Below are 25,399 nucleotides of genomic sequence, written 5' to 3'. Positions count from 1 at the left end.
GTGTAACCTTAATAGATGAAACCGCCAGGCCGCGACCGCTCACACCGCGCCGATATAGGGCAGAATGAAAGGCGTGCCTTCCGGCGGCGTCACATTGGTGCGGACCGGGCAGCCATAGACCTCCGACAGAAGCTCGTCCTCGAGCACCTCCAGCGCACCGCCCTTGGCCACCACCCTGCCCCGATGCATCAGCACGATCTCGTCGGCATAAGCCGCAGCGAGATTGAGGTCGTGCAGAATGACGAACACGGCGCGGCCACGCTCGGCCTGACGCCGCGCTTCGCCAAGCACGATGCTCTGATGCGAAAAGTCGAGGCTGGCTGTCGGCTCGTCCAGAAACAGGATCGCCGGCTCGGCGCCGGGGGTCTCCGCCGCCGCGAGCTGGCACAGGGCGCGCGCGATATGCACACGCTGCCGCTCGCCCCCGGACAGTTCCGGATAGAGCCGCTCCTCGAAGCCGCGCAAGCCCACTGAGGCGATCGCGTCGTAGGCCACGCCCATCAGATGGTCGGTGCGGAGGCCGAAGCCCGGCACCGTGGCGCCGAGCAGCACCACCTCCAGCACGGTGAAGGAGAAGGACAGCGCCGTCGATTGCGGCACCACCGCGCGCCGCCGCGCAAGCTCGTGCGGATTGACCTCGTCAAGCAGCCGGCCATCGAGACGGATATGCCCGTCGGTCGGCTGCATCTCGCCGGTAAGCAGCTTCAGCAAAGTCGATTTGCCGGCGCCATTCGGCCCGACCACGGAGATCACCCGGCCCGGCTCAAGCAGGATATCGGCATCCTCGACCAGACACTTGCCGGCAATTTCGAACGTGATGTGAGAGGCATGCAGCATGGCTTAACCGAAGCCTCCGACACCGCGCTTCAGCACCAGATGCAGAAAGACCGGCGCGCCGATCACCGCCATCACGATGCCGATGGGAAGCTCGGCCGGACGCACCACGATGCGGGCGAACACATCGGCGAAGATCAGCATCGCCGCGCCGAGCAGCGCCGAGCCCGGCAGCACCACCCGATGATCGGGCCCCGCCACCAGCCGCACCATATGCGGCACCACGATGCCGACGAAGCCGATCACACCGGCGACCGCCACGGCGGCGCCGACGGCCGCCGCCGTCGCCAGAATAGCAAGATGCTTGGTGCGTTCCACGTTCACCCCGAGATGGAAAGCCTGCGCCTCGCCCAGCAGGAAGCCGTTCAGCCCCCGCACCATGCGCGGAATCAAAAGCGCCACCACGAACGCGAAGGGCAGCACGGCGAAGACCTTCGGCCAGCTTGCGCCGCCTAGACTCCCCATCGACCACAGGGTGAGATCGCGCAGCTCGCGATCGTCGCTGCCGAAGGCGAGCAGCCCGGTCAGCGCCCCGGCCAGGGCGCCAAGCGCGATGCCCGCCAAAAGCAAGGTTCCGATGGCGAGCTGTCCGTGCCGGCCGGCAATGGCCACCAGCACGCCGGTGGAGACCGCCCCGCCGATGAAGGCGGCAACGGGCAGCGCATAGATGCCGAGCGGCGCGATGATCGGCGCCAGCATGGTATTGCCGAGCACGATGGTGGCAACCGCGGCCAGCGCTGCACCGGCGGAAACGCCGATCAGCCCGGGATCGGCCAGCGGATTGCGAAACAGCCCCTGCATCATCGCCCCGGCCACGGCGAGCGCCGCCCCGACGAACATGCCCAGCAAGGTGCGCGGCAGGCGGATATCGAGCAGCACGAGCTGCTCCCGCGCCGCCGCCGCATCGTCGGTTCCGAAGATCCAGGCCTCGATCGCTCGCGGCAGCGAGGTGAGCGTGATGCCCGTCGGTCCCAGCGAAAGCGACAGCAAAGCCGCGAATGCCAATACCAGGGCAGCGGCAGCGAGAAACCGCGGAATAAGCCGCGCCCTCGCCGGCCGCAATACCGCCGGAGCCGTCGTCTCAGCCGTCATTCGCTCTGATCCGGATTCGATTGCGCCAGATTGGGATAGAGCTTGTTCATCAGATCGCGCGCCGCCTGTCCGGCCCGCGGCCCGAAGCCGAGAAGATAAAGTCCGTCCATGGTGATCACCCGGCCGTTCTTCACCGCCGGCGTCGTATCCATGCCCTTCACCGAACGGACCCGGTCGAGCCCGGTCTCGGCACCCGCATTGCTCATGGTCACGATCGCATCGGGGGCGAGCTCCATGGCGGCCTCGTTGGCGACAGGCTTATAGCCGGTCATCTCGCCAGCAGCGTTCTCCGCGCCCGCAAGCTGCAGAATCGCGTCGGCCCCGGTGCCCTTCCCCGCCACCATGGCGCGGCCGTTCTGAACGCTGAGAATGAAGATCGCGCGCATCGGCTTGCTGACCTGCTCGCGTCCCTTGGCCAGCGCCTCGAAATCGTCCTCGACCTGCTTGGCGAGCTTCTCGCCCGCCTCTTCCTGGTCCACCACCTTGGCGACGAAACGCACCTTCTCGGCGATGGCCTCGGGCGAGGGATCGTCCACCACCTCAACATAGGGCACCGAGGAGGATTTCAGCAGCTTCACCACCTCCGGCGGGCCGGAGCCGGCCGATGCGATGATCACGCTGGGATTGGTCGACAGCACGCCCTCGGCGGAGAGCGCGCGCATATAGCCAACCTCTTGCTTCTCCTCCAGCGCCTCGGCGGGAAACTGGCTCGTGGTGTCGACGGCGATAATCTTGCCGTCCTGGTTCAGGTCGTAAAGGATCTCGGTAATGTCACCGCCGATGGAAACGATCCGGGAGGTGTCCTCGATTTTGACCTCGCGGCCTCCGGCATCGGTCACCGTCATCTCTGCACGAGCGCTCAGCGGCGCGAGCAGAACGGCGACTGCGGCCAGCACGATGCTTGCGCGCAAGGCCGCCGGCCAAGTTACGGCGCTATTCATAGCGGTCTCCCTATTTGGTGAGAATCAGTTTGTCGTTTGCGGTCAGGCGCAGCCGGTACTCTTCGCCCGCATGTTCGATGATCGCCACGCGGCCGCCTTTGAGCAGATCCGCAATAGCCCAGCGGAAAGGCTTGTTCGATTCGGAAGTCTGCGGCTCGTCCTTCCGGTCTTCGGGGGCACCCGCCCCGCCATCGGTGTTCTTGCGCGAAGCACAGTCCATAAGCCGTGACCCTCTAAAAAACGCCGGTCCTGCCCGCTATCCCGCACGGCAGCCCGACCTGTATCCAAAAAGCAACGCTCTCGGCAGAAAGCCGAATTGCCCTAACAATTCGGCGGTTTAGCGCTGCCGGTGTTTGTTGACTTTGATAGTCATGATTTATAGCCTGCGCAAGCCTAGCGACGCGCTGGGCACATTTTCGCCTGCGATGCTCGTGGCTTTTGAGCAACATCTTCAGAGCAGCAGCGGAAAGGAGAGGCGAGCCCGCTACGGATTAGAAGCCGCACAAGCCAGCCAGCCCACAAACACACAAGAAGGGATAATGGGGGTTGGCACTTATGAACGTGCATCCAAACGCGCGTGCGTCACTGTCAGCGGAAAGACCGCTGGCTTCGCACTCTCTACCAACTAATTCAGCACTAGCGAGAAAGCCCAAGGGCGCCGAAGAACTTCGCAGCTCGGTTTGGGGACCGGTTGCGCTCGTTGCCGTCGGCGCCGCATTGGCCATCGGCCTGTCCGGCCCGGTCTTCGGTCAGGAAGCCGACGATTCGGCGAGCTTGCCGGAAATCACCGTCGAAGCCGGAGCGCCGGCCCCGGCACCGCGCCAAGTCTACAGCGCTCCGGCCACACCGGCGCCAGCCCAGCCTGCTCCGGAGCCAGCTGAATCAGCTGAGACCGATGCCATTTCGGAATCGGACGTGCCTTACACCGTGCCGGCGAGCGTCAGCACTGCCGGACGGGGCGAGATCGAGACCTTCGGCTCTTACGATCTGAACAGCATCTTCCGCTCCATGCCGGGCACCTCCACGCGGGAAAGCATCAGCAATCCCGGCATCGCGGTGAATATCCGCGGTCTTGAAGGTTCCGGCCGCGTCAACATGATGATCGACGGCGTGCGCCAGAACTTCGGCATCACCGGCCACGAGGCGAGTGGCTTCGCTTATGTCGATCCTCAGCTCCTCGCCGGCATCGACGTTGAGCGCGGCGCGGTCACCACGGTCGGAGGCGGCAGCTTGGCCGGTAGCGCCAATATGCGCACCCTCGACGTGCAGGACATTCTCCGTCCGGGCCAAAATTACGGTGCGCTCGTCACCGGCAGTTGGGGCAGCAACGGTGTCGGCTGGGCCGAGATGGGCGCTGTCGCGGCTCAGTCGGGCCGCGTCTCCGTCGCAGGCGCCGTCAGCAAGCACGACGAAAACGACTACGAGAACGGCAACGGCGAGACCGTGCCGAACACAAATGAAGACCTGATCTCAGGCTTGGTGAAGGCTCATATCGACATCACGCCAGCCGCCCGCCTGTCTTTCGGGACCGTGCTTTACAACAACCACTTCACCGCCAACTCGTACGATCAGGCCATCCGGTCGAATATCTACACAACGAAATTCGTCTACAATCCGGCAGCCAATAACTGGATCGACTTCGAGGGCAATCTCAATTTCTCCGACGTGGAGATGGAGTATTACGACTATTACGATCCGCTCGGAGGCGGCAGTTATAGCGGCCGCCATCTGCAGGACAGGGGTACGGGCTTCAATGCCGCGAACACGTCCCGCTTCAATATCGGCGAGATTGCCGTGGCGACCGAGTATGGCGCCGAGTACAACCACGACGACGCCAATGCACTGAACGGCGGTGTGAACCCCGAAGGCGAGCAGACCACCTTCGGCGCCTTCTCCGAGACCACCTTCTCATACGGAATCTGGGATCTGACCGCCGGCCTCCGCTACGACTACTTCAAGACCGAAGGCGAGGGTGCGGTTGCCGTTGGCGGCCATCTCGGCATACCGTCAGGCCCCTACTCCGTCGACGATTCCGACGGTCGCCTCGATCCGAAGATCACCTTGGCCGCACAGGTGAAGCCTTGGCTGATGCCTTACGTGACCTATTCGGAATCCATGCGGGCTCCGACCGTGGCCGAAACCCTGATGGGCGGCGTCCATCCCGGGACCACATCGTTCTTCTATCCGAACCCCTATCTGGAGCCGGAGACGCAGAAGGGTTGGGAGCTCGGCTTCAACGTCATGCAGAACGACGTGTTCACCGCTGGCGACCGGTTCCGGTTCAAGGCCGACTACTACGATATGAATGTCGACAACTACATCACGGCTTGCGAGAGCGACCTCGTGATCAATTTCGGCTTCTATTCGATGAGCCCGTACTACTTCTGCAACACCCCCGGCCGCTCCAACATCAACGGCGTCGAGATCGAGGGTTTCTACGATGCAGGCGCCTACTATGCGGGCATGACCTACACCTATACCCACACCGACCTGCCCTCGCAGCTCGACGGTCTTGGTGCGCATAGTTATCTGCCGGATCACGTTGCCACCTTCGACGGCGGTGTCCGTCTGATGGATCAGCGCTGGGTGATCGGTTCCCGGCTCTACTTCGCGTCGGAAGCCTATGTCGGTGAGGTCAATGTCGCGGCGGGCGAAGATCCCTATGACGACGGCTACGGCCTGGTCGACCTCTACACCAGCTATGAGCTCCGGAACGGTCTCGATGTTGGGCTGACCATCTCGAACCTGTTGGACAAGGCCTATACCCCTGCCCTCAGCACCGGTGCCACCGGCGCGATCGCAGGGCTCGATACGGGCCGCGGACGGACCTTCCTGCTGACCGCGCGCGGTCAGTTCTAGGAGGTGCGTCAAAGGCGGCTGCCGCCCACCGGCAGCCGCCTTTCGCAAATCAGGAGAAGCCATCGGCGGGGGTCTCACCCTCGCCGATGTTTGCGTTATAACTTTGGGAAAGAACCGGCCGTTGCCACGGCCATTTATGAGCTTGAGGAGAGAGCGCTGATGTTTATCGCCATGAACCGCTTCAAGGTGAACAAGGGATCGGAGAAGGATTTCGAGAATGTCTGGCTGAGCCGCGAGACCCATCTTGAGGATCTGCCGGGCTTCATCACCTTCCACCTGCTGAAAGGGCCGGAAAAGGAGGAGTACACCCTCTACGCCTCTCACACCCTTTGGGAGTCCTATGAGGCGTTCGAGGCCTGGACCAAGTCGGAAGCCTTCCGCAAGGCTCATGCCGGCGCCGGCAACAACAAGCCGCTCTATCAGGGCCATCCGGAGTTCGAGGGCTTCACCACCATCCAGGAGGTGAAGGCCAGCCCCAAGGTCGCCGCCGAGTAGCGCAGACCTCATCTTTCAAGGCAAAGCCGAGAAACGCGAACGCCGCCGCCGGGAAACCGGCTGGCGGCGTTTTCGCATGTAAAAAAACCACGCCCGGCATCGCCGCGCATGGCCATCAGATCGTCTTCGGTTTTGAGAAGGTGGCGTCAGGACGCCGTAGGCGCCCTGACACGTCCAACTTGCGTTGACCTTACTTCAGCGGGGGAGCTGCCGGCGGCAGAACCTCGGTGGTGTAGGTCTTCTGGTGGTGGTGGAAGCAGCCGCCAAGCGTCAGGCTGGCAGCGACGACCGCCAGGGCCACCGCGAGTTTGACGGGATTTTGCATATCTGTCCCCCTTGGACTGTCTAACGAACGCAAAAGAGGTCCGTATTCCTGCAAATACGTTGCGACGACCGGTGCCCCCGGCCATCTCTAGGAACCAAACTTACGCCGTACCAATCGGTTCCCTCGACAACGCGAATCGTACCCTATCAACAATAGGTTACGAGGTCGTTGATGGCGCAGACCCTGGGCGGAAAGATGGCAGCCGGTCAATTATTGGTGAGGATAACGTTGCGGACCGTTGGATAAACCTGGCCCTCCCAGCGCCGTCCGGAAAACACCCCGTAATGGCCGACGCCCGGCTGCAGATAATGCTGCTTTTTATGGGCGCGCAGCCCGGTACATAGGGAATGCGCCACGGCCGTCTGGCCCAGCGCGCAGATATCGTCCCGCTCGCCTTCGACGGTGAGAAGCGCGGTGCGGCGTATCGCCCCAAGATCGATCGGCTCGCCCTCATAGGTCTGCTCGCCCTTCGGCAGCCGCGCCTCCTGGAACACCCATTGCACGGTCTCCAGGTAGAACTCCGCCGGCATATCCATCACCGCGAAATACTCGTCGTAGAACTGCTTGATGCGCTCGGCCTCGGCATCGTCGCCATTGACCAGATGCTCATACAAATCGCGATGGGCCTGCATATGCCGCGGCGCGTTCATCGACACGAAGGCGGTGAGCTGCATGAAGCCGGGATAAACCTTCCGCCCCGCCCCCTCGTGAGGATGCGGCACGGTGGCGATCAGATTGCGCTCGAACCACTCGATCGGGTTCTCGGTGGCCAGCTTGTTCACCTTGGTGGGGCTGATGCGGGTATCCACCGGCCCGGCCATCAAGGTCATGCTGCGCGGCGTCGCGGGATTGTTGCGCATCGACATCACCGCCACCGCGATCAGCGCCTGCACGCAAGGCTGGCACACCGCCACGATGTGGGATTTCGGCCCCAGCTCCTCCATGAAGCGGATCAGATATGTGACGAAATCGTCGAAGCCGAAACGCCCCGCCTCCATGCTGACATCCCGGGCATTGTGCCAATCGGTGATGTAGACGTCATTGTCCGGCAGCATGGTGCGCACGGTATTGCGCAGCAACGTCGCGAAATGCCCCGAGAGCGGCGCGACCACCAGCACCTTCGGCTGCGGCGCCTCGATATCCTTCTTGAAATGCAGCAGCGTCCCAAACGGCAAGGTGAGCGCCGGCTCCTCGGTCACCGCCACCTCGCGGTTGCCCACTGTCACCGATTCGATGCCGTAATTGGGGCGGGTGTGGCTCAGCTCGGCACGCGAGACCAGCTCGAACCCGGCCGCCAGCGAATCCACCCAAGGCGTCTCCATCCAGGGCGTGGGCCCTTTGGAGCGCCACATATCCAGCCACGCAAGCGATGTGCGGGCGAAGGATTTGGCAGGCTCAAAGAAATTATTATGTGCTTGGTAGGCGCGATACAGCATTCGTTCCCTGACAGACAGGTCGCCGCACCTCCCCTGATTTGGCGGCGGCAACCATTGCGCAGTCGGCAAACGCTAGTGCATCCTGCGATAGACGGCGAGCATTTTTTAACCCGGGCGTGACACAAGGCCGCCGTCACTATCGGGGCAAGTATCGAGAAGGGATAAGCGTAATGGCGCAAGCCGTCCTTACCATTAGCAGCAAGAATTACTCCTCCTGGTCTCTGCGCGGCTGGCTACTTTGCAAGATGGCAGGTCTCGAATTCGAAGAAGAGAGTCTCCCTTCCGACGATCCGTCCACCCGGGCCGAGCTTCTGTTGCTGTCGCCCTCCTTCCTGGTCCCCTGTCTGACCCATGAGCGGGTCCGCGTCTGGGATACCCTGGCGATCGCCGAATACCTGGCCGAGCGCTTTCCCGGCGCCGGTCTGTTGCCGCAAGAGACGCCGGCCCGCGCCCATTGCCGCGCGATTTCCGGCGAGATGCATTCCGGCTTCCAGAACCTCCGCTCGGCTCTGCCCATGAATATCAAGGCGCGGCTGCCCTCCTTCGCCGCCTGGACCGGCGTGAAGAGCGATGTGGAACGCGTGCTGACCATCTGGCAGGAATGCCAGCAGACCTATGGCGGACCGTTCCTGTTCGGCGAGCAGCCGACCCTGGCCGACGCCATGTACGCGCCGGTCTGCACCCGCTTCTATACCTATGATGTGAAGCTCGATCCGGTCAGCGCAAGTTACTGTGCCACCATCATGAATTGGCCTCTCATGGAGGAGTGGGTCGACGCCGCCAAGGAAGAGCCCGACGAGCTCGAGGAACTCGACGTCGAATTCTGACCGGCGGCCCGTGCGCGGCCGCTCCCTCCTCTTCGGTTTCCGATGAAACAAAACCGCCCTTAAGCGCTTAAAGTCTTCGTAGCGCTTATCCGTCAGGATACCTATATCAATCGCGAAGCCGGCCCCAACGGCTCCGATTGCATGTGTTTTTTTCTTTTGAGGAGGGTCCCATGTCGACCAAAGACGCAGCCACGCGCCGCACGGCTCCGCTGCAAACGCGCTCCAATTTCGGAGACAATGAAGTCAAAGATATTTCCGGGGCACTCAACGCCCTACTCGCGGATATGTTTGCGCTTTATCTCAAGACCAAGAATTTCCACTGGCACGTTTCCGGGCCGAGCTTTCGCTCCTATCACCTGATGTTCGACGATCATGCGAGCCAGATCCTCGCCACCACCGACGAACTCGCCGAACGCGTGCGCAAGATCGGCGGCCTGACCCTGCACTCCATCGGCCAGATCGGGAAGCTGCAGCGGGTCGATGACAACGACGCCGATTTCGTGACCCCGGAGGACATGCTCGCCGAGCTGCGCGAGGACAATCTGGCCGTCGCGGCGCGGATGCGCGAGGCCCACTCGCTTTGCGACGAGCTTGGCGATGTCGCCACCGTCAGCATCCTCGAGCCTTTTATCGACGAGGCCGAGAAGCGCGTCTGGTTCCTGTACGAGGCCGGCCAGCGCCAATAAGCGCGCCCTGGCGGCGAACGCCGGACATGAGACTTTGCGGCGGTGAGCGGAAGCAACAGGGGTTTCCTATCAGGCAATTTTATTGCACCTTACGAAACCACTTTGATTTCCGCTCACAGCCATTTGGAGAGTTCTCGTGACAGCGTCCGCTGCCCCGCATTCCTGGCCGAAGATCGGCGAGTTCGACGTCGCCCATCTCGGAATCTTCGATTTCACCGGCAATTTCCGCGAGAAGCGGATCGATGCCTCCGCCTTTCAGACGGCGCTGAAGTCGGGCTGGCATTTCATCGATGCCCTGCCCTTCTGGATGCATGACGAGACCTGCTTCGAAGATCGCGGCTTCATCGACGAATCGGTGGCGATCGACGAGGCGGCGATCCGCCCCTATCCGTTCGAGCCCGGCGCCTGCCTGGCGATCGGCGAATATTCCGGCCCCAGCGCCGCGATCTCGCCCCGCGCGACCCTGACCCGCATCGTCGACAAGGCCGCTGGCATGGGCTTTCAGGCCATCGGCGGCTTCGAGTTCGAGACCATCTTTCTCGACGAGACCGGCCCCTCCTTGCGCGAGAAGGGCTGGAAGGGCGTCGCCCCTGCCTTCACCGAGAACCGCTGCTGGTCCGGCGTTGCACCCGCCGCCGACGCCGCCTACTTCGCCGAGGTGCAGGAGAAGCTGCGCGCCGCCGGTATCTCCCTCAACCATCACTGCATGGAGCTGGGGCCGGGCTGCGTGGAATACACCTTAGGTCCCGACCCGATCGTCAAGGCGGCGGACGATGCCGCCCTGTTCAAGACCTTCACCAAGGCCATGGCCCGCCAACACGGGCTGACCGCCTGCTTCGTCTCGCAGCTCGATGACAGCTTCCCCGGGCTCTGCGGCCATATCAACATGTCGCTGCGCACCGCCGACGGCGAGCCGGTATTCTACGACGAGAGCGATCCCTACAAGCTGAGCAAGACGGGCCGCGCCTTCCTCGGCGGGATCGTGGCGCTGACCCCGGAGCTGATGTGCATGTTCGCCTCCACGGTGAATGCCTATCGGCGGCTCCGCCCCGGCAACTGGGCGCCGCGCGCGGCCAATTGGGGCATCGGCAACTACACCTGCGGTGTGCGCGTCGTCACCCACAACGCCAAGGAGACGCGCTTCGAGTTCCGCCTCCCCGGCGCCGATGTCGCCCCCCATACGGCGACCGCCATGATGCTGGCGGCCGGGCTTTGGGGTATCGAGAACGACGCCGATCCGGGCGAGCCGGTGGACGGCAACGGACGCCTTGCCGAGGTCAGCCCCGACCACGCGCTTCCCATCTCGCTAGAGGAAGCCGGCCACCGCTTCGCCAAATCGGACGCCGCCAAGGCGCTGTTCGGCGAGGCCTTCGTGCAGCACTACGCCGCCCGCTGCGCCGCCGAATCGGCAGCCTTCCACGCTCATGTCTCGCCCTTCGAGCTGGCGCGCTATCTGGAAACGTCTTAGGCGGCTTTACGCGCGGCCTCACACGCCGTTAGGCACAGCCTCTCGCCGCGTCATCCTGAGGCGCCCGCAAAGCGGGCCTCGAAGGAGACGCGGTCCGAGTGCTCGGCGCTTTGCGAGAAGTCGCCCATCCCGCGTCATGGCCTGGCTTGTCCCGGCCATCCACGTCTTTCGAGACAATGCCGGCTTTTCGTGGATGCCCAGAACTCGCCCGTGCCTAGCTGACAGCCTATATCGCCGGGGTGTGATCCCCTCTTAATCGCTGTTATTGGCGATCAGGTCCGTGCGGGCGAGCTCCAGATGCTCGCGCAGGAGCGTCTTCACCGTTTCTGCATCGCGCTGGCAAAGCGCATCGAAAATGGCCCGGTGCTGACGGTTATAGGTGGCGATCCGCGCCGGATGCAGGGTCTTCTCCTTCTGCGCATTCCATTGCGCGTGCAGCCGCACCTCGTTGATCTGGCGGTAGATATAGACGATCAGCGGGTTGCGCGAGGCCTGCGCCAGGGAGAGATGAAACTCCGCATCCCATTCGGAAAACGCATCCTTGTCGTGCTCGAGTCTTTCCAGACGGTCGAGCAGCGCGCTCATGCTCTCCAGATCCTTGCGCGTGGCATGCAGCACCGCGAGCTCGCTCATGTAAGGCTCGATGGCAAAACGCATTTCCACTAGCTGCAGCGGGCTCACCGCATCTGAAATATCCTCCAGCCGGTCGAGCCCGCCGGACCAGGTGACGAAGGTACCGCTGCCGACCTTGCGCGACACCAGCCCGGCCCGCTCCAGCCGGTCCAGCGCCCGCCGCACCGTGCTGCGCGCCGCCCCGAACCGCTCCGCCAGATCCCGCTCGGGGGGAAGCTGGTCGCCCTTGGAATACTCCCCCGCCTCGATGGCATGCCTGAGCCGCGAGGTGATCGCCGCCGCATTCTGCACCGGCCGCCGCCCTGCGCCTGGCGGGACGCCGGTAGAGCCCTCAGCCGAGGCGCTGGAATTGCCCTCTGCCTCGAAAGCGGGAACCGCCGAAAGCCCCGGCCGGTAAATTGGATCGCTCATACTCGCTCGCCCCAAGCCAATTGGTCTGCAATTGGCATCCTTATACGGGCTTTTGGTTGAAAAGACAATCGCCCTAAAATAGCAGGGATTTCAGCGGTCGGCGCAAAACCGTGCAATCAGGCGCCACACAACGCGCTGACAGAAAGAAACACAAGCCATTGATATAAACTATTTTAATTGCGTTTCGGTGGCACTGAAAGAAAGCCGCCGTGCACCCGAAACCGTCCTGCCTGGCTCATAGACAGCGCAGACTGCCGCCTCATATTTGTGCAAAAGACTAAAAATCGGTCCTCAATTGGCCTTGCCAAAGGGCCTAGCTTTGGGTGAGGTTAGGCCAACCACGTAGCACGGGAGCAGATGATCGAATGAGTACCGATATTGAGAGTTTTGTTGAGGCGCCGGGCCGGGACGAGCAGGTCAAGGAGGTACGCCGCCTGATCGACGAGCTCGGCATCGAATATCTCTATCTAGAGTTCGTCTCCATTACCGGCCGTATCTGCGGCAAGGGCATCCCCGCCGATCACTGGGAAAGCATCGCCAAGAAGGGCTTCCAGCTGGTCTATGGCGCGACGGTCAATCTGTTCGTCAATCGCCACGGCGATTACATGGGCTACGGGCCGGAAGCCGCCGAGCTGGTCGGCATCCCCGAGCCGGAGACCTTCTGCCAGCTTCCCTGGGATAAGCGCGTCGCCCGCGTCTACTGCACCCTATTTCGCAACCGCGAGGAACGGGTCGATCCTGGTGCGTTCCTCACCGCCGATTGCCGCGGCAATCTCCGCCGCCTGCACGAGGCCTTCAAGGAGCGTCACGGCCTGGAGCTGCGCGCCGGCACCGAGCCGGAGATGATGTGGCTGAAGAAGGACGAGAACGGCATGCCTAATGGCGGCTTCTCCAATCCTTATTGCTATCACATCGATCAGTTCGAGAGCCTCAGGCCCGTCTATATGAAGGTCATGGAGTATTCCCGCGCCATGGGTCTCGACATGATCCAGGGCGACCACGAGGATGCGCCCGGCCAGCTGGAGCTCAACTGGACCTATGACGATGCGCTGAGGAACGCCGACCGCCTCACCACCTATCGCCAGATCTGCGCTCAGGTGGCGCGCGAGTTCAACCTCATCGCCTGCTTCATGACCAAGCCGTTCATGGGCGTCTCGGCCTCCGGCTGCCACCACAACATCTCGCTGTGGAAGGACGGCGAGGACGGCACCAAGCCGCTGGGCCAGAAGACCCGCGCAGCGATGGACGAGGTGTTTACCTACCGCTCCGGCGGCCACAACACCTTCATGCCGGAAGGCGACGACAGCCAGATGCCCGGCCAGGTCGGCCAATACGCCATCGGCGGCATCGTCAAGCATCTCGATGCCCTCACCTCGATCGGCTGCTCCACCGTCAACTCCTACCGCCGCCTGTGGGATACCGGCTTCTGGGCGCCGGTGTTCAAGGATTGGGGCTTCCAAAACCGGACCACTGGCCTGCGCATCTCCGCCCCCGGCCGCTTCGAGTTCCGCTCCGTGGACTCCATGGTCAATCCTTACCTGATGGCCGCCGGCCTGCTGCAGGCCATGGATGACGGTCTGAGCAATCAGATCCCGTGCGGCCAGCCGGAGGAGCGCAACATCTACGCCGCCATCGAAGAGGGCAAGCAGGTGGAGAAGCTGCCGATGTCTCTCGGCGACGCCCTCGTCGCGCTGTCCAAGGACGACGTCATCAAGTCGGCCATGCCCGGCGAGATGTACGGCCTCTACAGCGAGTACAAGACCGACGAGTGGGAGCGCTTCATGCACACCACGACGAATTGGGATCTCGATACCTATCTCGACTACCTGCCGTAAGGAAGGATCCCAAAGGAGAAGAATAATGGACCCTGCTGCAAGGCTCGAAGAGGCCCCGTTCATCAATCTTGCAGACCCGATGCTCTCCATCCGTTCCGCGCCCATCAAACAGGCGCGGGACGAGAGCTGGTTCGCACGCACGCCCTACGGCATCGCCGTGCTTCGCTACAACGAAGTGCGCAAGCTCTTGCTCCACAAGGGTTTGCGCCAGGGCAGCCACACCTGGCCAGGCCACAACAACGTCGAAGGCATCTTCGCCGATTGGTGGGTCCGCACCATCCTGGTGAAGGAGGGCGAAGATCACTCGCGCCTGCGCAAGCTGGTCAATCCCGCCTTCTCCCCACGCGTGATCGAGGCCATGAAGCCGGACTTCGAAGCCATAGCGACCGAGCTCGCCGACAGCTTCACCTCCAAGGGCGAATGCGACTTCATGGCGGAATTCGCCAATCCTTACGCAAGCCGCGTGCTCTGCTACGTGCTCGGCCTGCCCCAGGAGGAAGCGGCTCACGTGCTGGAGCTCTCGGCCGTCATGGGGCACGCTCTCGGCGTCGACTTCAAGAAATACGAGGACGCGATCAACCAAGCCACGGTCGAGATGTACCAATATGCCGACAAGATCGTGGCCGAGCGGCGCGCCAACCCGCAAACCGGCGACGACTTCATGTCGAACCTGGTCGCGGCGAGCGAGGACAATGACGCCCTCTCCGACGAGGAGCTGCGCGACATGGTCCTGATGCTGGTCTTCGCCGGCATCGACACCACCCGCAACCAGCTCGGCCTCGGCATCTCCATGTTCCTGGACAATCCGGAGCAATGGGAGCTGCTCGCCGACAATCCCGATCTCGCCCCGCGCGCCGTGGACGAGGTGATGCGGGTGCGCCCGACCATCACCTGGGTCACCCGCGAGGCTTGCGAGGATATCGAGTATGAGGGCGTGGTGATCCCCAAGGGCACCACCATCCATCTGATCTCCGAAGCCGCCGGCACCGATCCGACGATCTTCGATCCGATCGATTTCGATATCACCGTGGAAGGCCGCGCCCGCTCCTTCGGCTTCGGCGGCGGTATCCATCACTGTCTCGGCCACGCCATCGCCAAGAGCGACATGGCCGTGGCGCTGAGGATCCTGCCCCGCCGCATGCGCAATATCCGCGCCAACGGCCAAGGCACCTGGCTGCCCGATAGCGGCAATACCGGGCCGATCTCTCTGCCGATCCGCTTCGATCCGGAAGGCGCGCAAGCGGCGGCATAACCCTCTCCCTTGACCTGGAGACGGCCTCTGGACCGGGTGGACACACCCGCTTCAGAGGCCCTTTTTTTGTCTGCCTTCCCCGGCCGGAGCTTCCGTACCGGCCGGCCGCGCCACAGCGAGAACAACGTCGGCGCAACTTGGTGAGGCTTCCAATCCGTGGCACAGTTCACACCAATAGGCTGTGCAATACGGTGAAGAAGTTGCATCGATGGCCGCTGGCGAACGTTCCGAAACCATAAGCGGAAGCGATAACGGGCTGGTCTTTGCCTGCCTCCTGGACGGCAAAGGCGGCGCCCGGCGCATTGGCTGGACCGAGCTCAACGGGGATGCACCACCCGACGCCCCGCTTTGGATCCATTTCGACCGCGGTGCCGAAGGCGCCATAAGCTGGCTCTCCGAAGACGCGGGCCTCAGCGAGACCACCGCCAAGGCCCTGCTGGAAGAAGAGACCCGCCCGCGCGTTTTCTCTTCCGGCGACGGGCTGATCGCCATTTTGCGCGGCATCAATCTCAATACCGGCGCCGAGCCCGACGATATGCTGGCGCTGCGGGCTTGCGTCACCCGAGACCGCCTCATCACCGTGCGCTACCGGCCAATGATGACACCGCGCGACATGCTCTCCGAGCTGATCGACAAGCGCATTGGGCCGGCGACCATCCCTTCGCTGTTCGTGCGGCTGACCGAGCGCCTCACCGAGCGGATGAATTCCGAAGTGGTGCAGCTCGACGAAGCGCTCGACGAGGTCGAAGCCCAGCTCGACACCGGCGACACCTCGGAGCTGCGCGGCAAGCTCTCCAATACGCGCCAGGCCGCCGTCAGCCTCCGCCGCTATATCGGCCCGCAGCGCGAGGCCCTGGCCCGCATCCATATCGAGCAGCCCGCCTGGCTCGACCGCGAGCTTGCGATCCAGCTTCGCGAATCCGCCGACAAGCTGCAGCGCTATGTGGAGGATCTCGACGCTGCCCGCGACCGCGCCATGGTGATCCGCGACGAGCTCTCCAACCGTCTCGCCGAGGCCATGAACCAGCGCATGTATGTGCTCTCCATGATCGCCGGCATCTTCCTTCCCCTCGGCTTCATCACCGGCCTGTTAGGCGTCAATGTCGGCGGTATGCCGGGGGTGGAGAACAGCCTCGGCTTCTGGCTCACCTGCGCCGGTCTGGTGCTTCTCCTCGCGCTCGAGGTCTATCTGTTCCGGCGGCTGCGATGGATCTAAGCGGTATGCTCCCTGCAGATTTCAGATTAGCCCAAGCGGCGCCCGAGCAGCCCCCTGCCCACGCAGCCGAGCCTGCGGCGCCTCCTATGCCCGCGCCCACGCCAACTCCAGGTGCCGACACCGCCGCCCCGCCGCCGGAGGCCCATCTCCCCGAGCCGGAATCGGTCAGCAAGGCGCTCGACGAGACCGTCGATACCGCCGTGGACTGGACCGGCGATGCCCTGACCTTCGTGCAGGAGAAGGTGCTGACCCTCGACGTCGCGCTGGAGCTCTCCATCCTCTTCGCCGTCGGCGTCATTGCCTACACCTTGGCGCGGCCGGGCAAGCAGCTCCTCGCGCGGGTCTGGCCGGCGACGGAGGCATGGCGTCTTCCCACAATCAACATGCTGCGCCAGGTGGTGATCAATCTCGTCGCCCCGCTGATCGCCGTGGTGCTGCTCTGGTTCAGCGCCTCGCTTCTCTCCCAGCTCGGCCATACCAGCCTGATCCTCACCGCCGCGGCGAGCCTTCTGAACGCCTGGATCGTCATCCGCCTGTTCTCGGCCCTGGTGCCCGACCCGTTCTGGTCCAAGGCTTTCGCCACCGTCGCCTGGATCATCGCGGCGCTGAATATCCTGCAGCTTCTCGACCCCACCGTCGCCTTTCTCGACAGCATCGCGCTGCGCCTCGGCGATATGCGCCTGTCGCTCTATCTGATCCTGAAAGCGCTACTGTTCGCCGCTCTGCTGCTCTGGCTGGCAAGCCTGGTCGCCGGGGCGGTGAACTCGCGCATCAAACGGACCGGCGCCTTCACCCCCTCGGTCCGTACCTTGATCGGCCAGACCGTCCGGCTCGGCCTCCTGACCGTCGCCATCATGATCGCGGTGAATGCCGTCGGCGTGGACCTCACCGCGCTGACCGTGCTGTTCGGCGGCATCGGCGTCGGCATCGGTTTCGGCCTGCAATCGGTGTTCAGCAATCTGGTCGCCGGCATCATTCTCTTGTCGGAGAAGAGCATCAAGGTCGGCGACTTCATCGAGCTGCCCGACGGCACCCGCGGCAGCGTGCGCGAGATCACCATCCGCAGCACGCTGATCACCACCAACGACAATATCGATGTGCTGGTGCCGAACTCCGAATTCATCAGCAAGCAGATGACCAACTGGACCTTGCGCGACGCATTCCGCCGCCTGCGCATCCCGTTCGGCGTCGCCTATGGCAGCGATAAGGAGCTGGTGCGCAAGGCCGGGCTGGAAGCGGCCGAGGAGGTCTCCCACACCCTGCTCGGCGTGAAAGGCCGGGAGCCAAAGGTCTGGCTGGTCGGCTTCGGCGACAGCAGCCTGGATTTCGAGCTGGTGGTCTGGCTGCAGCCCGAAGCGGTGCTGCGCCCCGCCGCGGTCAACGCCGATTACTGCTGGGCCATCGAGTCGGCCTTGCGCAAATACGAGATCGAGATCCCCTTCCCGCAGCGCGATCTGCATATCCGCTCCGGCCAGCTTCCCATCGTGCAGGAGAGCAAGGAGCAAGGCGGCGAGGAGAAGGCCTAGCCTGCCCTATTCGGCCGGGGCCTCGGCGCCGGGCCGCGGGTCTTGACCCTGGTCTTGGGCCTTGTCTTGACCGCCCTGGCCCCGCCCGTTTCCCTGCGCCCGGCCATTGCCGCTTTGCGCCTCGAGCGGACGCGGCCCCAGACGGCTCATATCGGCGCGCAGCCGCGGCAGAGCGAGCGGATATTTCTCCTGCAGCCAGGCGATCATCTTCTCGCGCACCTCGCAGCGAAGATCGAAGGTCTTCGGCGCATCCTTGGCGCTCACCAGCATGCGCAGCTCCATGGTCTGTTCTTTGAAGTCGGTGACCTGGAGATTGACCACCTTGCCGTCCCAGATCGGCGATGAGCGCGCCACCTCCTCAAGCTTGGCCCGCACCGCGTCCACCGGCACGGTGAAATCGGTATAGAGGAACACCGTGCCGATCAGCGCCGCCTCCTCGCGGGTCCAATTCTGGAATGGCTGCTCGATGAAATAGCTGAGCGGCACCACCATGCGCCGCCAATCCCACAGCCGCACCACCACGTAAGACGAGGTGATCTCCTCCACATTGCCCCACTCGCCCTCCACCAGCAGCGCATCGTCGATACGGATCGGCTGGGTGACGGCGAGCTGCAGCCCGGCAATCAGATTGCGCAGCATCGGCTGGAAGGCAAGACCGACCACCAGAGAGGCCGCGCCCGCAGAGGCGAGCAGGCTGACGCCGTATTGCCGGACCCCGTCGAAGGTCATCAGCGCCGCGGCGACGGTCAGCAGCACGATGACGATCTTGGCGACCCGCTCCAGAATGCGGAACTGGGTGATGTATTTGCGCGCCAGAAGATTGTCTTCCGCGTCCAGGCTGAAGCGGCGCAAATAGAGCACCATCCAGATATGCAGCGCGGTGAGAACGAACCAGCCGAACAACACCACGAGGCCGGCGATGATCACCTTCCAGACCGCATCGGCCTCCTGCCAGGTGAACGGCGCCACCGAGGCGGCAAGCCCGATGAACAGCAGCACGACGGCGAGGCGCGACGGCGCCCGGGTGCGCGCCACCAGCGAGCGGCGGAACAGATCCTGGCCGCTGACCAATTGTTCGATGAAGGGAAAGCAGAACGCGTGAAGCCAGAGCCCGAATAAAATCGCCGCCGAAAGCAGACAGAGACTGGTCGCCCAATCGGGCCACCACGACATGCTCTGATCGAGCGACTGCAAATACCCGGCTATTTTATCCAAACGGCGCTCCGGCGAAGGTTTCGGCGCTAACGCCTCTACTCAAGCACAGTTCCGCACCTGCGAACAAATCTCGCAACTGCGAAATGAACCGAAATCGCCGGTTTCGCTGGAAAAACCTCGCCCGCGTTGGATGAAACCGCGGATTTACCGTCCGCCGGTCTGCTGCCGCAGCGTCTGAATCAAAGCCTCCAACTCGCGGTTTTGCGGCTCGATTTTCTGCAGCGCCTCGGCGTAGCGTAGCGTCGCTGCAAGGTCGCCGGCATTGCGCGTGAAGCTGATCAGCCCCATCAGCGTCTCCCGGTCCGCCGGGTGGCGCTTCAGATTGTCCTGCAAAATCGCGATCGCCTCGTCGCTCCTGCCGGAAGAGTTGAGCCCGACCGCGTAAACATAGGCATAGCGTGGATTTTCCGGCGCCAGCGCTGCCGCCTTCTGCAACGCGTCCAGCGCCTCGTCCTGCCGCTTGGCGCGCACCAGGGCGAGCCCCAGCGCATGATAGAGGCTCGGCTCGTCGGGTGAGCGCTCCAGCCCCTCATGCAGCGCCGCCAGGGCCTCGTCCTCGCGTCCCAGCGCGCGATAGAGATCGGCGAGATTGACCGTCGCCGGCACGAAATCCGGCCCCAGCCTGAGGGCCGCCTTGTATTCGGCCTCGGCTTTCTCCGCATCGCGCTTCGCCGCATAGAAGCGTCCAAGGCTGGTGCGCGCTTCCGGCCGGTCGGCATTGAGCTCCTGCGCGGCGACGAAATCCGCCTCCGCCGAGGCGAGCAGCGCCGCCTCCTGCTCCGACAAGCCGTCCGCCGGCATGCCGGCGAGCAAGGAGGCCGCCGCGATGCGCACGCTGCGGACCGGATCGGCAAGCAGCGGCGAAAGAATCGGCCAGATTTGCGCCAGCGGAAAGCCCTCGAACATCTCCAGCGCCGCCCGGCGGACCATCGGATCGGGATCGCTCAGCGCCTGCCGTCCTAGCGCCAACGAGTCTTGCGAGGGAAACGCGCTCAGCGACTCCAGCGCGCTGGCCCGCACGAAAGCCGGCTCGTCATCATTAGAGGCGATTTTGGTGAGCTGCGCCGCCGCATCCGCCTCCTCGTTCCAGGCGGCATGGAAGGCCGGGCCGTAATCCTGGAAGCCCTTCCGCTCCGGGCCAAACCAATCCTCGATCTTCGCCGCCGCCCAGCCGGCGCTCTCCTCGGTATGGCAATCGGTGCAGGTATTCGGCGTATCCAGCAGCTCCGAAAGGTCGGGGCGCGGCACCCGGAAGCTATGGTCGTGGCGGTCGTCGATCACCATGAAGGTGCGCGTCGGCATATGGCAGGAGACGCAGTCCGGTCCGTCCGCCGCGCCGGCCGGATGATGGGTATGGGAGTCTTCCGCATAAGCCGGCGCATGGCATTGCAGGCAGACCTCGGTCCGGGAGGCCTTCAGCTTTGCCGCGTGCGGATCGTGGCAATCGCTGCAGGTGACGCCTGCGGCGAACATCTTGCTCTCCTTGAACGAGCCGTAATTATAGACCTCGTCCAGCATCTGCCCGTCCGGCTGGTAGAGCCCTTCGGCCAGCAGCGCCACGCGATGGGTTTCCGAGAGCGGCTGCCCCGGTACCCAATCCTCGGAGATTTGCGACCTGCGCCCGTGGCATCGCCCGCACGCCTCCACCTCTTTGCGCAAGGCGAAGGGATCAAGGCTCCGCACCGGCTGCCCGGTCTTGGCATCGCGATGCCAGCTCACCCCTTGGCGCTCGTTATAGAGAGCGACCAGGCCTTTGCGCGGCGCCCCGGCACGCTCCGCCTCCGGCTCCTCCGCCCAGGCGACATGATCGGAGCCCTTGCCGTGGCAAGCCTCGCAGCCGACGCTGATCTCGCGCCAGGTGGTGTGAAAGCTGTCGGTCTTGGCGTCGTAATTCTTGCGCAGGCCGGTGGAATGGCACTCCGCGCACATGAAGTTCCAGTTCTGATTGCGCTTGGTCCAATGCAGCACATCGTCATGGACGATCTTCTCGTCGGGATAGAGCGAGAACCAGCGCTGTCCGCCTTCCGATTCCGGCCGGCTGTCCCAGGCGATGGTAAGCGATTGCACCCGCCCGTCGGGAAATTCGATGAGATATTGCTGCAGCGGTTCCAGCCCGAAAGTGTATTTCACCTCGAAGCTTTGCAGCGTGCCGTCCGGCCCGTCGGTCTCGACGAAGAACTTGCCGTCCTTGCGGTAGAAGCGGGACTTGATGCCGTAATAGTCGAAGGTCGCATCGTCGAAATCGCCCAGCACCGTCTCTTCGGTAGCGTGCGCCATGGCGTGGGCGTGCTGCGAGCCGTGCCACGCCTCCCCCTCTTGCGCATGGCAGCCAATGCAGGTCTCGCTTCCGACGAATTGCGGCGCATCAGACGGATGCGGCTTGGCGGAAGACGGCGTGGCGCCGATATCGAGCACCAGTCCGGCGCCCAGCACCATCGCCGCGCCGAGCGCCACCGTCAGCCAGCAGGCGGCCCGCGCCGACAGGCGCGCGTGGAAACTCTGCGCCGCCGCCAGCGCAGCCTTGCGCCAGCCATGTCGAAACCAGGTGATGCGAAACATCCCTTATATAATAGCGGAATTGACTGCGGTGGGGTTACCAGCGGAACGCCAGCTCGGCCACCGGGCCGTGCAGCACGAGATCGAGGCCAGTCGTGCCTGTCCCCGTCGTCTTGTCGTAAAGCAAGCCAAGCGCCCGGTATCCGATGATCGCCGTGGTGTCGAAGCCCAGCAGCGTCGTTTCTTTCTGATAGCTGACGAAAACCTGCCAGCTGAAATCGTCATTGGCGTTGAAACCGCCCAGATCGCCCATCAGCGTCAGCGACTGGCCGTTGCCGAAATCGTGGTCGAACTGGCCGGAGATCACCGGATCGGCCCAATAGGTGTCGCTGCTGCGCACCACAGCGATATCGCCGTTGAAGTCGCGATTGGCGAGTTCCACCCGCTCCTCCAGCAGCGCGGTGCGGAAATCCTCCACCGCCTCGATGGCGGCGATCGCCTGGCCGCGCCGCGTCACCTTGTTCAGCCGGTTCTCCAGGCGGGCGGCCCGGCGCTTCAGAATACGGGCAGACTGCGCATTAATGACCCGCTGATCGAGCACCGCCTGGCGCAGCGCGTTCAGCTGCGCCAGCGCCGCGACCCGCTCCGACCGGTTCTGAATGCGGCCGATGCGGTTTTCCATCTGGTCGACCCGCTGGGTCAGGTTGCGCGTCGCGGTGACGTCGACGCCCAGATGCATATTGAATTTCTCATTGACGAAACGGGCGCCGCCGCCGAGCGAAAAGCTGGTATCGCCATAACCGGTCGTCACGTCGAACATCTGATAACGCGCGCCGACATCGTAGACGCTGAAGCGCAGATCCAGCCCGCCCCGGCCTTGCGCTTTCACGGTCAGGTTGCCGATCGGATTGCTCTGCTTCAGGACGTCGCCGTCATAGCCGAGATCGACATAGAAGGCGTCGCCATAGAGGCTGAGCTTGTCCCGCTTTGCCAGCGCCTGGAACGACGCCGTCATCTTCATCGCATCGAGAAAGTCGCCCGGCGTCGCATAGACATCGGCCTTGACGCCGCGCGCCGTGACATTGCCCTCGCCCCAGGGCAGCCAGGCATAGCTGCCCGCCTGGATTTCCCAGCCATCGAGGCTCGTGATGGAAGCGTCTTCGGCAGCCGCAGGCGTAGCAGCCACCCCGGCAAGCGCATAGGAGGATGTTGCCGCGGCCAGAGCCCAACACGCCAAACGCCAAACGCCCCACATGGTCATCCAATCCCCAAAGCCGTCTGCCGGCCCTGCCCCAATCGTCCTGCCTCGATCTCGCTTCTCGAAATTGTGCCCCTATTCCGGGCCTCTAGGCAGGTGTTCTTATTGTCGGCACCATAAATCCGGTCGGCGGCGAGAACCTACCATTTGACGCCATCGAGCGTGTTATTCAGTCCGCTGTGTCAGGAGAGCCACAGGCCGTCTGGCGGCCTGTGGCTCTTCCTTTGCCATGCCGGCTAGTCTTCGCCGAGCTCTTTCTTTTTCCACGCCTCGAGACCCATCTTCAGGTCTTCCTTGACCTCCGGGATCATGTCGTAGATCGGCGGATTGTTGGACAGGAAGCTGGTGGAGAATTTCGGCGGGTATTTCATCAGCTCCAGCATGTAATCGCCGAGCGCATAGCCCACCGGCACGGTCAGCGGCAGATGCCGCACGCCGATGCTCACATCCTCTTTCGGGTTGGTGTAGAGGTTGACCATCACCGCGCCGCCGGTATCGGTGACCACCGGACCGGAGAAGCCGCCGGTGTAGCCGCGCTTGAAGAAGCCGTCCTCCAGCTCGGCGGTGATCGTGACCTTGAACTCGTCCACCCGCACGGCCGAAAGATACTGGTTCAGCGTATAGATGCGGGCCTTGCGCGCCGACTGGCCGTCCTTGGCCAGCAGGAACGAGGCCTGATCCACGCCGTCGACATAGCGCTTGCTGGGCACGTATTTCGCCAGCTCCTTGCCCGGTGCGCCGGCAATCGAGATGAACGTGTTGAAGATATCCGCCTGATCGAACAGACCCTCCGATCGGCGCGGCGCGATCATGTCCTTCCAGTAGACGAACATCGGCGCACGCACGCCGCCCTCCCAGCTGGAGCCCTTACAGCCGCGGAACGGCGTCTGGCCATGGGGCGGGATCTCGCATTCCGGACCGTTGTCGGAGGTGAGCAGGATGATGGTGTCGTCGAGCTGACCGGTCGCCTTCAGCTTGGCGACGAGACGGCTCAGCACATCGTCCATATGCACCATGCAGTCGCTATAGACGGTGCGCGCGCGGCTGGCGCCGGCCCATTTCTTGTTCGGATAGTTGTCGAAATGGCAGCCCCGTGTCGCGTGATACAGGAAGAACGGCTTGTCGCTGTCCTTCTGCTTTTCAAGAAAATCGAGACTGACCTTGGTCCAGACCTCGTCGAGCTCCTTGATGTAGTCCAGATCGATGAGCTTCAGATTCTTGCACTTGTCCTTGTCCGACGGGGTGCACTCCACATCGTAATGGTCGAAGTCCTTCTTCTGCATCATCTTGAAGCGGGAGGGGCTGAGCGCAATCTCCGGATTGAAGTAGACGTCGCGCCATTCGGTGTACATGTCCGACACGCCAAGGAAGCCGCGATAATTGTCGTAGCCGACATTCTGCGGCAGCGAGCCCTTGTTCTCGCCCATATGCCACTTGCCAACGCCCTGGGTCACATAACCGAACTTCTTCAGAATCTCCGGCAGAGTGACCGCCCCGTCCAGACCGCCCGGCTCGCCATACATCGGCGGGCGCAGCAGGCCGTGATGCAAGGGGATCTGGCCGGTATGGATGGTGGCGCGGCTCGGCGTGCAGGACGGCGTCGAATAGGCCGAGGTCAGCACCAGCCCTTGCGAGGCCAGCTCGTTCATGGTCGGGGTCGGATGCCCGACGGCGATGCCACCACCATTGAAGCCCGGATCCATCCAGCCGACATCGTCCAAGAGGAAGACCAGGAAGTTCGGCTTCTTGCCGCCGTTCTTTTTCACGAACTCGGCGAGCTTATCGGCCGCTTCCTTGTCCTGCTCCGGATGGGGGATGACACCGTACATATTCGGCGCCGGCTTCACCGTGTTCAGGTGAACATATTGATCGGGGTGATCGTAGCCGGGCGCATCGGTCGGTCCCGTGGTAGCGCCGCGGAGATTGGTGCCTTCCTCGATCGGCTTCGTTTTCGCATCGGACGTATCGTCCGCCGATTGTGCGAAGGCCGGCGTGCTGCTCACCACCGCGAGCACAAACGCAGCCAGAATGGCCGAATGAAATCTCACAATGAGCCTCCTCTCCTAAAAGTTCGCGTCACTATTGGAGGAGAGCGACACAGGAATACGACAAGTGCGGCGAGCCGTTCGGGCCGAATCCTCCCCTGCGCCGGCATTATGTCAGGGCAGCGAGACGGTTCAACCGAAGCCTCCGTCCCCCGCACCGGTTGGGTTACGCAAATGCAAAACGGCCGCCCTCAATTGCAGAGGACGGCCGTCAACACGCCTTGCTCGGAAGGCGTACCTACTGGCACTTGGTCATGCCTTCCATCGCCATATGGGCAGCCTTCTTGGTCCGGTAGTTGCCCATCATGGCGAACTTGTCGGTGTCGCTCGGCACCGTATCGACCATCGAGCAGGTCTGCTTCTCCTTGTCGAAGACGATGTAGAACGGGCCCATTGCCATGGCCGGTGCCGCAAAGCCGACGATCAGCGCCGCGGCCAGAAGATATTTCGTCATTGCTCTCATCCTTCTTGAGCTGGGGGACGGCGGCGACCCTAGCAAGCTGGGAGAAGAGCGGGGGTCACAGTGCGGTCGAGCGCGATCACACTGCG

At 63.3% G+C, this 25,399-nt stretch carries 20 protein-coding genes and 1 pseudogene; 9 read left to right on the top strand and 12 right to left on the bottom strand.

Translation table 11 applies throughout. The features are described from left to right. Positions 1-39: 39 nt before the first annotated feature. From HT051_RS07410 to hemP, 4 genes and pseudogenes are all read right to left on the bottom strand, one after another. Positions 40-837 (bottom strand): heme ABC transporter ATP-binding protein, encoded by a 798-nt coding sequence (locus HT051_RS07410; protein WP_174541443.1) that lies wholly within the window; start codon positions 835-837, stop codon positions 40-42. Positions 838-840: 3 nt separating this feature from the next. Next, a complete protein-coding gene (locus HT051_RS07405; protein WP_174541442.1) occupies positions 841-1,926 on the bottom strand; it encodes an iron ABC transporter permease in 1,086 nt (361 codons plus the stop codon). Beyond that, positions 1,923-2,867: a hemin ABC transporter substrate-binding protein gene (locus HT051_RS07400; RefSeq protein WP_174541441.1), complete on the bottom strand. Its 945-nt coding sequence runs from the start codon at positions 2,865-2,867 to the stop codon at positions 1,923-1,925. Before HT051_RS07400 ends, HT051_RS07405 begins: the two co-directional genes overlap by 4 nt. Before the next feature lie 10 nt (positions 2,868-2,877). After that, positions 2,878-2,961 (bottom strand): annotated as a pseudogene (gene hemP / locus HT051_RS15285) (hemin uptake protein HemP); the annotation flags it as partial. A gap of 623 nt (positions 2,962-3,584) precedes the next feature. On the opposite strand from hemP, the gene HT051_RS07390 reads away from it, so the two are divergent. Together HT051_RS07390 and HT051_RS07385 are read left to right on the top strand one after the other, a co-directional pair. Then, entirely contained in the window at positions 3,585-5,726 is a 2,142-nt protein-coding gene (locus tag HT051_RS07390; RefSeq protein ID WP_246810220.1) for a TonB-dependent receptor domain-containing protein, read from the top strand. Between the two features lie 159 nt (positions 5,727-5,885). Further along, positions 5,886-6,221 (top strand): antibiotic biosynthesis monooxygenase, encoded by a 336-nt coding sequence (locus HT051_RS07385; protein ID WP_174541438.1) that lies wholly within the window; start codon positions 5,886-5,888, stop codon positions 6,219-6,221. Positions 6,222-6,411: 190 nt separating this feature from the next. On the opposite strand, the gene HT051_RS15220 is transcribed toward HT051_RS07385, so the two are convergent. Both HT051_RS15220 and HT051_RS07380 read right to left on the bottom strand, forming a co-directional pair. Then, positions 6,412-6,546 carry a hypothetical protein gene (locus HT051_RS15220; protein ID WP_256396469.1) on the bottom strand — a complete coding sequence of 45 codons (135 nt, stop codon included), beginning with the start codon at positions 6,544-6,546 and terminating at the stop codon, positions 6,412-6,414. Between the two features lie 206 nt (positions 6,547-6,752). Then, on the bottom strand, positions 6,753-7,982 hold the full coding sequence (locus HT051_RS07380; RefSeq protein WP_174541437.1) for a polyhydroxyalkanoate depolymerase: 1,230 nt from the start codon (positions 7,980-7,982) through the stop codon (positions 6,753-6,755). Between the two features lie 170 nt (positions 7,983-8,152). Between HT051_RS07380 and HT051_RS07375 the strand changes: the two genes are divergently transcribed. The 3 genes from HT051_RS07375 (at position 8,153) to HT051_RS07365 (ending at position 10,963) form a co-directional block, all read left to right on the top strand. Further along, complete coding sequence (locus HT051_RS07375; RefSeq protein ID WP_174541436.1) at positions 8,153-8,809, top strand: glutathione S-transferase family protein; 657 nt, start codon at positions 8,153-8,155, stop codon at positions 8,807-8,809. A gap of 170 nt (positions 8,810-8,979) precedes the next feature. After that, entirely contained in the window at positions 8,980-9,495 is a 516-nt protein-coding gene (locus tag HT051_RS07370) for a Dps family protein (protein WP_174542918.1), read from the top strand. 136 nt (positions 9,496-9,631) lie between these two features. Further along, positions 9,632-10,963 carry a glutamine synthetase gene (locus tag HT051_RS07365; RefSeq protein ID WP_174541435.1) on the top strand — a complete coding sequence of 444 codons (1,332 nt, stop codon included), beginning with the start codon at positions 9,632-9,634 and terminating at the stop codon, positions 10,961-10,963. Between the two features lie 252 nt (positions 10,964-11,215). On the opposite strand, the gene HT051_RS07360 is transcribed toward HT051_RS07365, so the two are convergent. Beyond that, the gene (locus HT051_RS07360) at positions 11,216-12,007 is read right to left on the bottom strand and encodes a FadR/GntR family transcriptional regulator (RefSeq protein ID WP_174541434.1); all 792 of its coding nucleotides are present in this window, start codon (positions 12,005-12,007) and stop codon (positions 11,216-11,218) included. Between the two features lie 365 nt (positions 12,008-12,372). Here HT051_RS07360 and HT051_RS07355 point away from each other — a divergent pair, with 365 nt between their 5' ends. From HT051_RS07355 to HT051_RS07340, 4 genes are all read left to right on the top strand, one after another. Then, a complete protein-coding gene (locus tag HT051_RS07355; RefSeq protein WP_174541433.1) occupies positions 12,373-13,842 on the top strand; it encodes a glutamine synthetase family protein in 1,470 nt (489 codons plus the stop codon). A gap of 25 nt (positions 13,843-13,867) precedes the next feature. Continuing rightward, positions 13,868-15,094: a cytochrome P450 gene (locus HT051_RS07350; protein WP_174541432.1), complete on the top strand. Its 1,227-nt coding sequence runs from the start codon at positions 13,868-13,870 to the stop codon at positions 15,092-15,094. 208 nt (positions 15,095-15,302) lie between these two features. Further along, complete coding sequence (locus tag HT051_RS07345; protein ID WP_174541431.1) at positions 15,303-16,310, top strand: zinc transporter ZntB; 1,008 nt, start codon at positions 15,303-15,305, stop codon at positions 16,308-16,310. An 86-nt stretch (positions 16,311-16,396) separates the two neighbouring features. Beyond that, complete coding sequence (locus tag HT051_RS07340) at positions 16,397-17,836, top strand: mechanosensitive ion channel family protein (RefSeq protein ID WP_174541430.1); 1,440 nt, start codon at positions 16,397-16,399, stop codon at positions 17,834-17,836. A 6-nt stretch (positions 17,837-17,842) separates the two neighbouring features. On the opposite strand, the gene HT051_RS07335 is transcribed toward HT051_RS07340, so the two are convergent. The 5 genes from HT051_RS07335 to HT051_RS07315 all read right to left on the bottom strand — a co-directional run bounded on the left by HT051_RS07335 (position 17,843) and on the right by HT051_RS07315 (position 25,304). Beyond that, complete coding sequence (locus HT051_RS07335) at positions 17,843-19,009, bottom strand: mechanosensitive ion channel family protein (protein WP_174542917.1); 1,167 nt, start codon at positions 19,007-19,009, stop codon at positions 17,843-17,845. Between the two features lie 186 nt (positions 19,010-19,195). Then, on the bottom strand, positions 19,196-21,610 hold the full coding sequence (locus HT051_RS07330) for a tetratricopeptide repeat protein (protein ID WP_246810217.1): 2,415 nt from the start codon (positions 21,608-21,610) through the stop codon (positions 19,196-19,198). 34 nt (positions 21,611-21,644) lie between these two features. Further along, positions 21,645-22,784 carry a hypothetical protein gene (locus HT051_RS07325; protein ID WP_208454406.1) on the bottom strand — a complete coding sequence of 380 codons (1,140 nt, stop codon included), beginning with the start codon at positions 22,782-22,784 and terminating at the stop codon, positions 21,645-21,647. A 257-nt stretch (positions 22,785-23,041) separates the two neighbouring features. Further along, positions 23,042-24,853: a sulfatase-like hydrolase/transferase gene (locus HT051_RS07320; protein WP_208454405.1), complete on the bottom strand. Its 1,812-nt coding sequence runs from the start codon at positions 24,851-24,853 to the stop codon at positions 23,042-23,044. A 235-nt stretch (positions 24,854-25,088) separates the two neighbouring features. Further along, a complete protein-coding gene (locus HT051_RS07315; protein WP_174541428.1) occupies positions 25,089-25,304 on the bottom strand; it encodes a hypothetical protein in 216 nt (71 codons plus the stop codon). Between the last annotated feature and the right edge of the window lie 95 nt (positions 25,305-25,399).

Origin of the sequence: Methyloligella sp. GL2 (assembly GCF_013341275.1) — a bacterium.
In the GTDB taxonomy this organism is placed as follows: domain Bacteria; phylum Pseudomonadota; class Alphaproteobacteria; order Rhizobiales; family Methyloligellaceae; genus Methyloligella.
The sequence above is the reverse complement of the archived record's forward strand: the minus strand, read 5'-3'. Positions and strand labels throughout refer to the sequence as shown.

Bases quoted from the DNA above. Each gene is read 5' to 3' on its own strand.
- HT051_RS07410 (WP_174541443.1), bottom strand. From the start codon at position 837: ATGCTGCATGCCTCTCACATCACGTTCGAAATTGCCGGCAAGTGTCTG.
- HT051_RS07405 (WP_174541442.1), bottom strand. From the start codon at position 1,926: ATGACGGCTGAGACGACGGCTCCGGCGGTATTGCGGCCGGCGAGGGCG.
- HT051_RS07400 (WP_174541441.1), bottom strand. From the start codon at position 2,867: ATGAATAGCGCCGTAACTTGGCCGGCGGCCTTGCGCGCAAGCATCGTG.
- HT051_RS07385 (WP_174541438.1), top strand. From the start codon at position 5,886: ATGTTTATCGCCATGAACCGCTTCAAGGTGAACAAGGGATCGGAGAAG.
- HT051_RS15220 (WP_256396469.1), bottom strand. From the start codon at position 6,546: ATGCAAAATCCCGTCAAACTCGCGGTGGCCCTGGCGGTCGTCGCTGCC.
- HT051_RS07380 (WP_174541437.1), bottom strand. From the start codon at position 7,982: ATGCTGTATCGCGCCTACCAAGCACATAATAATTTCTTTGAGCCTGCC.
- HT051_RS07375 (WP_174541436.1), top strand. From the start codon at position 8,153: ATGGCGCAAGCCGTCCTTACCATTAGCAGCAAGAATTACTCCTCCTGG.
- HT051_RS07370 (WP_174542918.1), top strand. From the start codon at position 8,980: ATGTCGACCAAAGACGCAGCCACGCGCCGCACGGCTCCGCTGCAAACG.
- HT051_RS07360 (WP_174541434.1), bottom strand. From the start codon at position 12,007: ATGAGCGATCCAATTTACCGGCCGGGGCTTTCGGCGGTTCCCGCTTTC.
- HT051_RS07355 (WP_174541433.1), top strand. From the start codon at position 12,373: ATGAGTACCGATATTGAGAGTTTTGTTGAGGCGCCGGGCCGGGACGAG.
- HT051_RS07350 (WP_174541432.1), top strand. From the start codon at position 13,868: ATGGACCCTGCTGCAAGGCTCGAAGAGGCCCCGTTCATCAATCTTGCA.
- HT051_RS07345 (WP_174541431.1), top strand. From the start codon at position 15,303: ATGGCCGCTGGCGAACGTTCCGAAACCATAAGCGGAAGCGATAACGGG.
- HT051_RS07340 (WP_174541430.1), top strand. From the start codon at position 16,397: ATGCCCGCGCCCACGCCAACTCCAGGTGCCGACACCGCCGCCCCGCCG.
- HT051_RS07335 (WP_174542917.1), bottom strand. From the start codon at position 19,009: ATGTCGTGGTGGCCCGATTGGGCGACCAGTCTCTGTCTGCTTTCGGCG.
- HT051_RS07330 (WP_246810217.1), bottom strand. From the start codon at position 21,610: ATGTTTCGCATCACCTGGTTTCGACATGGCTGGCGCAAGGCTGCGCTG.
- HT051_RS07315 (WP_174541428.1), bottom strand. From the start codon at position 25,304: ATGACGAAATATCTTCTGGCCGCGGCGCTGATCGTCGGCTTTGCGGCA.